Consider the following 12,629-nt stretch of genomic DNA (forward strand, 5'->3'; position numbering starts at 1 on the left):
AGGTGGGCTCGCGGGGAGCTGTTACAGCGGCGGCGAGCGAATGATGGCCAGAGAGTCGGCGACACACGGTGCAACGTGTCGAGAGCAACGAGAGAGTCCCATGAGAATAGTCGGGTGGCTGATCTGGTAACTCTTGTGTCTTCCCTCGGTGCGGCCATTGTGGGCGGTGTTGTTTCTCCAATGTTTTCGCAGAGGCGAGAGCGAGTGGCTGCTCGCGCGGACGTCCGTCGTGGGCTCACTGAGGTCGAGTCGCGGCGGCACATGCCGGGTGACTATCAGGCGTTCCATAAGGCATTAGCATCGTTTGAAGCTAGCGCCATTCTGGCCGGCATGCCTTGGCGCGCGGTTAAGTCGTATAGCGAGGCGATCAACGCCTACCGAGACGCCGTCGAGGTCCACTACGACGTGGGTCCCAATGGGGAGGACGGTTACGGCGTAAGTGATCCTCGCCGGCACGAGGAGCATGACCGAGCCCTTGAGCGGCTGAGCTGGGCTCTGTGGCATCCGTGGCTGAGTCGGTTTCGCCGCTGACCAGGTCGCGGGGTGCGGTGGGGTGCGCGTAGGCGCGCCAGCGCCGGAGCGCGGGGTCCCCATCGCGGGGCCCCGCGCTTCTTCGCGCCGCAGGCGCGCTTGAGTCAGTACAGAAAATCCTCACGCGAGCCCAGAGTGCCAAACTGCCGGTAAATGGCCCCAGGCGCTTCTCCGGACCGAGTTGGTGCCCATGTCAATCCGGCAGTCTGCCGCGACGGAGCAGCGCTCTTCCTGCGGCCAGTGTTGAGTGAATGGATTGTGCGGTTACGGGCACGGAATGCTCTCCCCGTCGCTGCACAATTGAGATGAAGGCGCCTTCGACGTTTTCCCCGACGATTGCACCATGTACAAGAACTGGTTTGGACTCTTCCGGTTGCTTCGGAACTAGGGCTGCAAGCAGAAACCCGACGCGACCTCCGGCAAGTGGGACTTCGATCTGGCGAATCTCTAACCCATTGATAGGTGGAAAAACCTTCGCATCGATTGCCCGGTGGTAACGGGCAGGATCGAGAGGAACTAAAGACGGCGTCAGTTTCGAGATGACTTCGCCAACACCGGATTTCTTGGTTCGGAACCCAATTACCAACAGCCCCGTCTCGTCGCCATTCGCGAAGCGCGCTATGTCCTGCCCAAGTTCGATTCGCCCTGCGTCTTCTGCCAAGTTGTAACCTTGACTCTTCACCTCCAGCCAGGCCGACTCCGGCATGCCGAGGAGTGGGTTTGCGTGACCTGCCGCGATCAGAGAGAATGCCGATTCTGCCGTGAGTCCGCCGCCGCGCAGCGTGCGCAAGAATGCTTCTACGTTTAATCCAAGAGCAACTGCGTCTGACACCTTTGCGCCACGCCGCGAGTAAGCCAACCGAATTATGCCGAGGATCTGGTTGCCTTCCCCATGTATCGCAACTTCAAGAAGTGTTGATCCTGACCGCGTTAACATAGGCCGAAGAAGATCTTCAATGTCGTCCTCGTCAATCTCATTGCCATGCAGTCCGACCTCAACGGTGATGGCCGAGACGCCGTCCGCGGTGACGCATATTGAGACTGGGAGCCTATGCGAGTAGTCGGCGCTTACTTCGCCCGCCTTGGCCAGGGTGAAATATAGGTCCCCACCCATCGGGTTGGATAGTCCCGTCCAAGAACTCAGCCCGCCACCTTGTTGGTGGGACGCGTCAGCATATGCACGCATGGCCCCCCTAAACGAAGCGAGCGAAGCTTCTCCAGCTACGTCCAAGGGGGCTAGCCACGACGAGCCGGCATCATCCTCGTCAATGTCAGTGTCGTCGATTCGGAGGATGTCTTCGCGACGCTTGTAACTGAATAGTCTCATCGGAGATAACCTCCAAAGGTAGGGGCGTCCGCGCGGTGCGAAGGAAACTGGCCCGCTAATGAGTCTGTCTCGACGGAGTCAGTCTTTCGGGCTGAGCTCGTTTCCTTCGGACTTGGCTGGAAATGAGTCGCCGCTGGATACTGCGGAAACCAAGTCGCGAAGGTCCTGAGCAATGAGTTCTCTCCGCGAACTCAGTGCGATCAGAACCGAATTCTGAAGCGCAATCGGGGCCACCCCGTACAACTTTGCCAATTCTTCGAGCAGTCGCTTGCCCGGGTAGATGTTTCGCCACGACTTGCTTCCGAAGTCTGCAGCAAGTGCTTCAACGACCGTTGTCGTCGACTCGGTAATCACTGTCGCGATCGCGTCCGTGGACAGTCGTTGACCAATTGCATCACCTACGGCATTCGCTTTATCAGTAAAACTGTGCTCCATGGCTTGGAGCAGTCCTTGGTTGGGCGTCGAGTCGGCGTTTAGAACGCTTGCACCACGGAAGCCACTTATTTCGAAGTCCTCTGGCCACGTCTTGCGTTGCAGCCTAAATGACACCATCTTCGCCAAGACCTCGGCGGACATGGCCTTCGCGATGGACTCAAGCGACGCACGAACCGCTCCCGGTTCAAGTTGCATTCCGAAGACGTCGCAAAGCACCTTTGTGATGACCTCATCAACCAGGAGGTAGTTCTCTATGTGGCATCGCTCTAACACCCGCAGTCGCCCTGTGGGGTGCTTGTTGTAATTGGCGACCTCGGCGTCGGTCAGATAATCGCGATCGCGGATGGCATAGAATGTCATCCAGCCGATTCCACCCTCTATCACCTGGAGGACGGCGGAGTTGAGTCTAGTAACTGAGTCCACCCCGCCTGCGGGCACGAGTTTCACCTCGGCGAGTTCAGCGGGGAAAAGCCTTGAAAAGAGTCGCCGGTCGAGGCTCGCTTCTTCGCCCTCGAGAAAGAGCAGGGAACGGGCGACGCCGATATATCCGGAGTATCCGAAAAGGTCTCGTAGGAGCGTTTCCGTCTCACTCGCATCCGAGGCGCGCCGAACGATGCTTTCGGAAGTTCCTCCTCGCCGAGACACGTAGAAGGTGCGGTCTCGCCCGACCTCGTCAAAGACCTCTCCGTTGTGTGTAGCTAGCCAGATCTGATTGCCAGGCTTTATGTCGAGCATGGTGCGCACGAGCCGACGTGATAGCTCGGGATGGAGGTGGAGTTCGGGCTCGTCAACGGTGATAATCGCGTTGCTAACGTTTTGCCTGATGAAGTTTGCCAGGACGAAGAATACCTCGCGTTCACCAGAAGACAGGTCGGAGAATGGGATAATCGTCCCAGATGGAATCTGGACATATAGATTCGTTGGCGCGCCCTCGGATGGGAGGGTCGTGATCGAGTAGCCGGGCATCAGATCCTCGAAGAGTGAATTGTACTCTTTCAGGGGACTTTCTGGACGGGTGGCAGCGTCGCCGCCATTCTCAATGAATCGTCCGATATTGAGCAGGTGATGGTATTGGCTTTCAATTAGGAAATCAAGCATGTCCCGATACTGGAACTCAGGCAGTTGGTAAGCAGATGCGATGTTCCGTTGCAAGGGATCCTGGCGCTGCTGAAGAAGCGTTTGCTGTTGGAATGGCACGCTTGGGTAACTGCGATCAGCGCGTAGTGAGAATCCGACTGGGCGACCATAGGCCCCGCGAAGGGTGTATTGGACGAGGCTGTGTGCACTCTGCTGACGCTGGTGATGCACGGGATCCGCGGGTTCACGGTTGAAATAGCGCGTGTATTGGCGTTCCGATACGAACCGCTCCACCTCTTCCTTCACGAATGACTCGGGGCGTTGGGCAATTGCGTCAGAGACGAGCTGCGCCTCAGCGCCGCTGAAAGCAAAGTCCACCTCAAAGGCGTGGTCGCCGATCTGTCTGTTCTGACCGAAAGGCATGACGAAGGACTGTGCCAATGCCATTGCTATTACCTCGAGAATCGAAGTCTTGCCCCCTCCGTTGGGGCCAGCAAGAACTATCGCAGACGAAGCGTCACCAGCGCGTGGCGGTGTGATTGTGACATCGGAAAGATGGCGGAATCTCTCGATCCGGATTTCGCTTATGTGCACTGTTCCCCTGTCGTATCATTGGCTGCTGTGCTTTATTGTGTTCCCGAAATTGTGATGGTGCCGTCATGTGCTCGAACTGCGGCCCTATCGTTAGCCGCGGCGTCTATAATTCGAACCTCGTATGCCGGAAGCATGTACTTGGAAAGTTCTCGAACAGGCACCCAGGTGACCTCTAGGGCCTCTTCACTGTGGGTGCGCGGTTGTGTGGCCAAGTGGCATGCAAACACGAGTGCGACTATGCCACGCTGCATGTTCTTGTAGACGCCAGTGAGCTGCCTGACCTCGACTTCTGCTCCGGTCTCTTCGCGGACCTCGCGGCGTAGGCCGTCCACGATCGTCTCGTCAAGTTCTAAGACTCCGCCTGGGGGCTCCCAATGGCCGTTGTCGCGGCGCTTGATGAGCAGGACGTTGTCGCCGCTCCCGTCGAAGATCGCGGCGGCAACGCTGACTGAGTGCCGAGGCGTCTCTGTCATGTTGTGTGAGCCCATCTGCCAAAGTGTAGGTACTACAGACGTCTGGAGGAGTGAGTCATGCTGGAACTGGGCCAGGTCGACAAGACCTCGGACACTCCTGCCTTCAAGCAGATCGCGACCGCGCTGCGCGAGGCCATCGGGTCAGGTCGCATTGCGCCTGGTGACAAGGTTCCCTCCGAAGCCCAGTTGAGGGAGCACTTCGGCGTCGCCCGCATGACGGTGCGCCAGGCGCTGGGGGAGTTGAGCGCCGAAGGGCTGCTGGTCGCTGAGCACGGTCGCGGTGTCTTCGTCCGTGAGCGCCCAGTCGTGCGGCGGGTGGCTTCGGATCGGTTCGCCCGCCGGCATCGGGAAGCCGGTCAGGCAGTCTTCATCGCGGAGGCGGAAGGCCTGGGTGTCCCTACCGTCGACGAGATCGAGGTTGGCAGCGAGGTGGCCCCAGCTGACGTTCGCGAAGCGCTGTCGCTGTCTGCGCGCGGGCGGGTGGTCGCTCGTCGGCGTCGGTACCTCATGGACGGTCAGCCAGTCGAACTGGCCTCTTCGTACGTCCCCGCGTCGATCGCGAAGGGGACACCGATCGAAGAGGCCGACACCGGCCCTGGCGGCATATATGCGCGGATCGAGGAGGCTGGCCACGCGCTGGCTGAGTTCTCCGAGGAGGTGGCCGCTCGGATGCCATCGCCAGAGGAGCGTCGCCGGCTGCGCCTGCCGGCTGGAACGCCCGTCCTCACCGTGAGGCGAATCGCCTTTGACACCAATGGATTGCCGGTCGAACTGACCGACACGGTCAAGGCGGCCCCGAGCTACGTCCTCGAGTACCGCTTCCCGGCCAACTGACGCCAACTCTTCCTGCTTGTCTAGATGAGTGTTTTACTGTTGTCACGGAGCGACTGCTCTAGACGACTGGATAAGGAGCACTCATGGCGATGCAGAAGCGGTTCAAGGTCGGGTTCGGGGACGTGTTCCCAAACGGTGCGTTCTTCAAGGGCTCGGTCGAGCCGGTCCTCGACTTCAACGTCGAGAAGCGGCCCGACGGGACGCGACCGCAGCAGGTCGACCCGGAGACGGGCACCTCCTCGTGTGGTCCGTGACGGTGTTGGACGCGGACGAAGAGGCCAGCAAGCGGGAGACCGCGGTGTCCGTGAAGTTCTTCGCGAAGGTCCAGCCGGTGCCCCCCGAGAACAAGACGCCGTTCCCGTGGACGCCGGTGGAGTTCGTTGGGCTGACGGCGCTGCCGTGGATCGAGGAGACCTCGATGGGCCGGGGCCGGATCTCGTGGTCGTTCCGGGCGGAGTCGATGGTCGCACCCGGCCAGTCGAGCCAGGCCGGTCAGTCCGGCACCTCGTCCGGTCAGGCCAAGGGGGCGGCGTAATGCGTGCCACCATCCCAGCCGGCCTCGCACACTCGCGCGGCGTCCCGGGACTGGCGGGCGTTGCCGGTCAGGTCGGTTCGGCTCTCCGTGTCGGTGCGGTTCTTGTCTGGGCGGTCGTGCGCTGGACGTACCGGCATCTCCGGTGGGCGGCGTCCGTTGCGGGTCTCGCCGTCGCCGTGCGACTGCTGCCGGCTGGTCAGGCCCAGGCGATCGGGCTGCTCATCCTCGGCTGGGTCGTCCCGGCCGTGGTCGCCGTGGTGTGGGCCCGCTGGTGGCCGGCTTCGTATGAGCGGTGGGCTGCCGGACCTCTCAAGCGGGCCTCGTGGCGTCGTTGGGCTCGCCGTCATTGGTCGATCTTGGCCCGGAGTGCGGCTTGTCGGTGCAGCGTGACCAGCGCGCCAACTGGTCTACCTCCGCGCTGCGTGCCGTCGCGCCTCGCCGGCCTGCTGCGCGCTCGACGGTGTGGGTGCATCCGCGGCTCTGCTCGGTCACCGCTCGTGGCGTCACCTTGACGGTCACCGTCCGGGCCCGGACCGGCCAGACGGTCGACGACCTGGAGAACGCCGCACCGGCCTTGGCCGCTGCCGCGTCGGCGCGTTCGTTCCGCTGTCGCGCTCTCTCGCCATCGACCGTTGAGTACGTCCTGGTCATGGCTGACCGCCTCGGACCCGTCCGTGCAGCTTCGGCCCCGGCCGATGTCCTCGTCGACGCGGTCCCCGTCGGTCGGCGCCAGGACGGCACCCGCTGGCTGCTGCCACTGACCGGGCGGCACACCCTCGTCGTCGGCTGCTCGGGCTCCGGAAAGGGCTCGATCTTCTGGGGCGTGTGTGGTGGCCTTGCACCGGCTGTCCGCGCCGGTCTGGTCAGGCTGTGGGGCGTCGACCTCAAACGTGGTGTCGAGGTCGGCATGGGTCGGCATCTGTTCACTGACGTCGCCACCACCCCGGCTCAGGCGTTGGAGGTGCTACGGCGGCTGCTGCAGGTCGTGGACGAGCGTGGGCACCGAATGGCTGGCGACACGAGGCTGCACAAGCCCACGAGCGCAGACCCGCTGCACGTGCTCGCCATCGACGAGCTCGCCGTCCTCACTGCCTACGCCGACCCGGAGATCCGCAAGGAGGCGTCTCGCCTGCTGGCTGAGGTGCTGACCCAAGGCCGCGCCCTCGGCGTCATCGTCCTGGCCTGCGTCCAAGACCCCCGCAAGGAGGTCATCGGCCTGCGCGGCCTGTTCACCCAGACCATCGCCCTGCGGCTCCGCTCGGCCGACGAAACCCGGATGGTCCTCGGCGACGGCGCCGCCGCCCTCGCGCCCGCCCACCGCATCTCACCCTCGACGCCGGGCACTGCGTGGGTGATTGAGGAGGACGGCTCCGCCGATCGGGTCCGGGCGGACTTCTGGCCCGATGACCTTGTTCGCAATGTCGCCACCACCCACCCCGCGCCCTATGTCTCCGATCCGGTCGAGGCCGTCCAGCTCGTTGATGACCTTGGGTCGGAGGCTCAAGCCGCCGCGGCCGACGATTTCGAGCCAGCCAGCGACGCGTCGGTGCGTGCACGCAGGCCCCGGACGCCTCGTCAGTCGCGCACCCCTCGACGGTCAGCGGCATCGGCTCCGTCCTCGGCGTCTCATGCGGGATCTGACGTCGGACCGGAGGCAGCGTGATGCCCACTCAGACGGCCCTCGGCGTCCTGCGCGGCCGACCCGTCCCGATGCTTCGGGCTCTCGCCCGTGGCGGTTGGAAGGAACGCGGCACCTGCCGCCAGACAGACCCCGAGCTGTGGTTCGCCGACACTAGCCGGCGCACCAAGGCCCGCGCGGCGTCGATCTGCGCCTCCTGCCCGGTCCGGCGTCCGTGCCTCGCCTGGGCGCTCGTCTTCGACGAGGAGTTCGGGGTCTGGGGTGGCCTCGACGCCGCCGAACGCTTCCCGCTGCAGCGAAGGCTGACCACCGGGGAGCCCCTGGCCACAGTCCTCGCCGCCGCAATGGCCGCGCCCGTCATCACCCCGACGAGCCCGCAGGCCGCGTGACCCCATGACGGTGCAGCAGTCCAGCCCGACGTCCCGCCACGCCGCCACGGGATCCTTCCCCGGCTACAGCGCGGACGCCGGGCTGGACCTGCCCGACCTGACACCGCGCCTCGAGCGCGAAATCACCGACCGGCTCGTCTCCCGCGACCTCGACGCCTGGGCCACCACCGCCGCCCGAGTCGGCCACTGCACCAAACCGATCCGCCTGCGCGGCCACTCCCAGACCATCGACGCCACCACCGGCGAAGTCCTCGGCTCCTACTTCTCGGACGAGGAACCCCTCGGCGTCCTGCACGTCCGCTGCGGCAACCGCCGAGCCGCCGACTGCCCCTCATGCTCCCGCATCTACGCCGCCGATACCTTCCACCTCATCCGGGCCGGTGTCGTCGGCGGCAAAGGCGTCCCCGACACCGTGCCGGAGAACCCGCTCGTGTTCGCGACCCTCACCGCGCCCTCGTTCGGCCCGGTCCACGGCACCCGCAACGGCCGCCGCTGCCGCCCCTATCGAGCCAAGGATGAAGCGGACCGGTGCCCGCACGGCCGTTCCACGGTCTGCCACGCCACCCACGCCGACGGTGACCCGATGCTCGGGCAGCCCTTGTGCGGCGACTGCTACGACTACCCCTCGCACCTCGTGTGGCAGTGGTGGGCTCCCGAGCTGTGGCGCCGGTTCACCATCGCGCTGCGCCGCGCCCTCGCCCGCGCCCTGGGAATCAGCGCGAACCGACTCGCGCAGGTCGCGACCGTTCAGTTCGCCAAGGTCGGCGAGTACCAGCTGCGCGGCCTCATCCACTTCCACGCCCTCGTCCGCGTCGACGGCAAGGCCACCGACAACGAGTCACATGCGCCGGCACCGGCCGGGATCACCGCCGCCCTGCTCTCGACTGCGATCGAGACTGCTGCCGCGTCGGTGTGGTTCGACGCCCCGCCCCTGTTCGGCGGGGATCTCGTCCGGCGGCTCCGGTTCGGCCGACAGGTCGACGCCAGGCCGGTCCGTGACGCACACCGGACCGACGACCCCGACACGCAGCTCGAGGCCGAGCAGGTCGCCGGCTACCTCGCGAAGTACGCGACGAAGTCCGCGACCGACTCGACCGACGCGGCCAGCCCGCACCTGCACCGGCTCCGCGCGACCATCGCCCAGACCGTCGACCGACAGCGCACCGAAGCCGCCGCCACCGACCAGGCGATGGCCGGGCATCCCTACGCGCTGCTCGGCAAGTGGGCCCACATGCTCGGCTTCCGCGGCCACTTCTCCTCCAAGTCCCGCCGCTACAGCGTCACCCTCGGCCGGCTACGCCGCGCCCGCGCCCGGTTCCAACGCCGCCTGGCCACCGCCACCCGCGAGGGACGCACCCTTGACGTCCGCGACCTCGACGACTTCCTGACCGACGACGACACCGAAACCACCCTCGTGGTCGGCCAGTGGACGTACGCGGGATCCGGTTGGGAGACGGACGGCGATGCCGAACTCGCCCGCGCCGCCGCAGCCCGCGCCCGCGAACACGCGCAATGGCGAGCCGCCCAACCCCGCAAGAAAACCAACTGAGAGAGAAGGAGATCGCAATGAGAACACCCCCGGTGCCGAGCGCACCCAAGAACCCCGCGCCGACGTGCGAGAAGCTCTGGACCGTCGACGACGTGTCGGCCTTCCTCGGGGTGTCGAGGAACACGCTCTACCAGTGGCGCACTCGTGGGGAAGGCCCGCCTGCCGTTCGCCTGGGCAAGCACCTGCGCTTCGATCCTGACCGGGTCCGGGCGTGGTTCGGCGACCAGGTGGCCTGAGGTGGCCCACGTCGTCAGGGACAGTCGCGACGGGCGGTGGCTCGCTCGCTGGCGCGACCCGTCCGGACGGCAGCGCAAGAAGTCCTTCGGCCGCAGGGTCGATGCCGATCGGTTCCTGGTCTCGCTCATGGCCGACCTCTACCGCGGCACATACATCGACCCTGCGGCCGGCAAGATGCTGTTCGCTGCGTACGCCGAGACGTGGGGCAGGGGACTGGCGCACCTCAAGCCCTCGACGGCCGACCGGTACCGCGACACCCTGCGAACGCACGTGCTGCCGCAGTGGGGTGGCTGGCCGATCGGGCGCATCGCACACTCCGACATCGCCGGGTGGGTCGGTGATCTGGCGTCGTCGGGACTGTCGGCGGGATCCGTCCGCAAGATCTACCTCGTCGCATCGCTCGTGCTCGACGGAGCGGTGCAGGACGGGCGGATCGCACGAAACCCGGCCAAGGGCGTTCGGCTACCGAGGCAGGTCCGGCGCGAGCCGCGGTTCCTGACTCCGGATGAGCTCGCGCGGCTCGTCGACGCGGCCGGTTCGCACGGCCTCGCCATTGCGGTGCTCGGACTGACCGGTCTGCGGTTCGGGGAGTTCGCGGCCCTGAAGGTGTCCCGGCTCGACGTCGAACGGCGACGGCTGACCATCTCCGAGAGCGTGACCCGCGTCGGCTCGACCATGGTCTTCTCGACGCCGAAGACCCATCGCACCCGGTCGGTCCCGGTGCCGCCGGCCCTCATGCCTGCGCTGCTCGTTATGTGCCAGGGCAAGGAGCGCGACGACCTGCTGTTCCCGGCCGCGATGGGTGGCCCGATCATCCTCAACAACTGGCGACGGCGCGTGTTCGACCCAGCCTGCGTGGCGGCCGGTCTCGTCGGGGTGACACCGCACGACCTGCGCCACACGGCGGCCTCACTCGCGGTCCGCGGCGGCGCGAACGTCAAGGCGGTCCAGCAGATGCTCGGCCACGCGTCGGCCGCGATGACGCTCGACATCTACGCCGGATTGTTCCCCGACGACCTCGACGCGGTGGCCCTCTCCCTGGACATCCATGTGCCACAGATGTGCCACAACAAGCCGATCGGGCTCATCGAGGGGAATGGCGGATGAGTTGCACCGCCTCTGACCTGCGCAAACGTGTGGTGCCCCCGGCAGGATTCGAACCTGCGACACCCGCTTTAGGAGAGCGGTGCTCTATCCCCTGAGCTACGAGGGCGGGGCATGGCTGAAACCCTCGATGGAACCCGCGCTGCAAAGATCGCTGTAACCCTCGCTGCAACGAGCCCCGATGGGGTGGCCAACGGGAGACAGGCTACTGGACCCGAGCCACGGCTTCGCGCACGGTCGCCGACACCGCGCCGAGCCGCCGCAACGGAGTGATCACGTCGCCGGGCATGAGCTGTGTACATGAACCAGGCCCGTGAAAGAAGGGCCGGAAGAGCTCCGCTGATGGCCGCCGGTCCCGTCCGGGTGAAACGCCCGCTGTGGCTTGCCTCAACGCCTCGACGTCAAGATGCGCGCGATCGTAGTACGGGCCGAGGTCACCGCGGCCTTGATCCCCGGCACACCTACCAAGACCTGGGCCATCTCCCCGAGACGTTCGTCGGACATCAACCGAGAAGTTTCAAGGTTCCCGATCCCGCGCCGCGTCGGACGTTGTCCGAGGAGCCGCATGGTCGGATGTCGTCCGAGGTGCGGCTGTTCATGAGCGTGCGTCCGTCATTCGGGTGGTGCTGTGCCTGTCGTGGTCGGGCCGCAGGGGTGCGTGAGCTGGTGGACGCAGGTGCTCGCGGTTTGGCGGTAGCCGAGGGACTCGTAGAGCCGCACGGCGCCGGAGCGGTTGTCGGCGTCGACTCCCAGTGCTGCGGCGTTCATGCCGGCGGCGGCGAAGCGGTGCATGGACTCGGTCAGGAGTGCGCGGGCTACGCCACGGCCGCGGTGGGTGCGCGCGACGCCGAGCTGGTCGGTGTATCCCTCGCGGGTTCCCGTCGCCAGCCAGTCCTGCTCGTAGGCGCAGTTGAGCGCGGCGCCGACGACCGTGTCCGTGGCCTCGTCGAGAGCCAGCACGGACCAGTCGGCTCGGAACGCGCGGGATCCGACGACCTCTTGCCACATCTGGTCGGTGCGGTCGGTGTGGCCCCAGTGGTCACCGAAGGCGGCATCGATCATGTGGTGCACCTCGCGGCCGCGTGCGGGGTCCCAGCCGATGATGCACACTCCGTCGGGCTGGGCCGCCGGCGGGAGGTCGTCGAGGGGTCGGGAGAGCTCGAAGAAGTAGCGCTCCAGCGGCAGGCCGTGACGTTCGGCCAGGTCGCGCACGTCGTCCTGGCCGGAGGGGGCGTGCAGCCGCATCACGAGCGGCCCGTAGCCGGGCTGCCGCGTCGCGCGGTCCCACTCCAGCCCGTGGGCCAGCTCCCACTGCAGCACTGCCCGGCCGATCCCTTCACCGCGCCGGTCCGGTCGAACCGCCCCACCGAGATAGACGCCCCGGGTCTCGGTGACGACGCGGTTGCAGCCCGACCACGCCAGAGCAGCGATCGTCCCCGCGGCGTCGTAGCCGACCAGGGTGTCCTCGTCGGGGCGTGAGCGAGGCGAGGCCCAGTACTCCTGCAGTCCGGTCAGGGACTGGCGCTCAGGGTTGTGGTCGTACTCTTCGCATTCGCCGAAGAACGCCGCGACCGCGGGTAGGTCGTCGCGGCGAATCGGTCGCCACGTGAGTCCGGGAAGGGACTCGAGGGCGACACGGGCTTCTGCTTTGGCAACGGGGCACACCCTCGTCATGGTGCTGGGTGCCGGACCGGACAGCAATCGAAATCGCGGGCGTCACCGGCACACACCCGCGGAGAGGCATGTCCGTGCGTTCGATTGATTGTGCGGGGACACTGCATCTCGTGAGCAACCAAGGGTCGACTCGAAGTGGCATTCGTGGACAACGGGGCCGCTCCTCTCGGTGGTTGGGCCGCGATCGGTGGGCCCGCAAACGACCCGGGAACCACAGCGACCATGGAGGCC

The 12,629-nt window shown here is 65.7% G+C and carries 12 protein-coding genes and 1 tRNA gene; 8 read left to right on the top strand and 5 right to left on the bottom strand.

What is annotated here, in order from left to right:
• Window positions 1-724: 724 nt before the first annotated feature.
• The 3 genes from LQK93_RS12875 to LQK93_RS12885 form a co-directional block, all read right to left on the bottom strand.
• Window positions 725-1,858: a hypothetical protein gene (locus LQK93_RS12875; protein WP_374968178.1), complete on the bottom strand. Its 1,134-nt coding sequence runs from the start codon at window positions 1,856-1,858 to the stop codon at window positions 725-727.
• 78 nt (window positions 1,859-1,936) lie between these two features.
• Window positions 1,937-3,964, bottom strand: coding sequence for an AAA family ATPase (locus tag LQK93_RS12880; protein ID WP_374968179.1), 2,028 nt, complete (start codon window positions 3,962-3,964; stop codon window positions 1,937-1,939).
• Between the two features lie 32 nt (window positions 3,965-3,996).
• Window positions 3,997-4,452, bottom strand: a complete 456-nt coding sequence (locus tag LQK93_RS12885; RefSeq protein ID WP_374968180.1) for an NUDIX hydrolase — start codon at window positions 4,450-4,452, stop codon at window positions 3,997-3,999.
• A 42-nt stretch (window positions 4,453-4,494) separates the two neighbouring features.
• Between LQK93_RS12885 and LQK93_RS12890 the strand changes: the two genes are divergently transcribed.
• The 8 genes from LQK93_RS12890 (at window position 4,495) to LQK93_RS12925 (ending at window position 10,727) form a co-directional block, all read left to right on the top strand.
• Window positions 4,495-5,271, top strand: a complete 777-nt coding sequence (locus LQK93_RS12890; protein WP_374968181.1) for a GntR family transcriptional regulator — start codon at window positions 4,495-4,497, stop codon at window positions 5,269-5,271.
• An 83-nt stretch (window positions 5,272-5,354) separates the two neighbouring features.
• A complete protein-coding gene (locus tag LQK93_RS12895; RefSeq protein ID WP_374968182.1) occupies window positions 5,355-5,525 on the top strand; it encodes a hypothetical protein in 171 nt (56 codons plus the stop codon).
• Window positions 5,522-5,806, top strand: coding sequence for a hypothetical protein (locus LQK93_RS12900; protein ID WP_374968183.1), 285 nt, complete (start codon window positions 5,522-5,524; stop codon window positions 5,804-5,806). Before LQK93_RS12895 ends, LQK93_RS12900 begins: the two co-directional genes overlap by 4 nt.
• A 292-nt stretch (window positions 5,807-6,098) precedes the next feature.
• Window positions 6,099-7,469, top strand: coding sequence for an FtsK/SpoIIIE domain-containing protein (locus LQK93_RS12905; RefSeq protein WP_374968184.1), 1,371 nt, complete (start codon window positions 6,099-6,101; stop codon window positions 7,467-7,469).
• The gene (locus tag LQK93_RS12910; protein ID WP_374968185.1) at window positions 7,469-7,834 is read left to right on the top strand and encodes a WhiB family transcriptional regulator; all 366 of its coding nucleotides are present in this window, start codon (window positions 7,469-7,471) and stop codon (window positions 7,832-7,834) included. Before LQK93_RS12905 ends, LQK93_RS12910 begins: the two co-directional genes overlap by 1 nt.
• A gap of 4 nt (window positions 7,835-7,838) precedes the next feature.
• The gene (locus LQK93_RS12915) at window positions 7,839-9,383 is read left to right on the top strand and encodes a replication initiator (protein WP_374968186.1); all 1,545 of its coding nucleotides are present in this window, start codon (window positions 7,839-7,841) and stop codon (window positions 9,381-9,383) included.
• Window positions 9,384-9,400: 17 nt separating this feature from the next.
• Window positions 9,401-9,619, top strand: a complete 219-nt coding sequence (locus LQK93_RS12920; RefSeq protein ID WP_344253393.1) for a helix-turn-helix domain-containing protein — start codon at window positions 9,401-9,403, stop codon at window positions 9,617-9,619.
• 1 nt (window position 9,620) lies between these two features.
• Window positions 9,621-10,727, top strand: coding sequence for a tyrosine-type recombinase/integrase (locus LQK93_RS12925; RefSeq protein WP_374968187.1), 1,107 nt, complete (start codon window positions 9,621-9,623; stop codon window positions 10,725-10,727).
• A 30-nt stretch (window positions 10,728-10,757) separates the two neighbouring features.
• On the opposite strand, the gene LQK93_RS12930 is transcribed toward LQK93_RS12925, so the two are convergent.
• Window positions 10,758-10,833 (bottom strand) — tRNA-Arg (locus tag LQK93_RS12930).
• Between the two features lie 503 nt (window positions 10,834-11,336).
• Window positions 11,337-12,389 (bottom strand): GNAT family N-acetyltransferase, encoded by a 1,053-nt coding sequence (locus tag LQK93_RS12935; RefSeq protein ID WP_374968188.1) that lies wholly within the window; start codon window positions 12,387-12,389, stop codon window positions 11,337-11,339.
• Window positions 12,390-12,629 lie beyond the last annotated feature (240 nt).

The organism is Terrabacter sp. BE26 (assembly GCF_041941675.1).
Classification (GTDB): Bacteria; Actinomycetota; Actinomycetes; order Actinomycetales; family Dermatophilaceae; genus Terrabacter.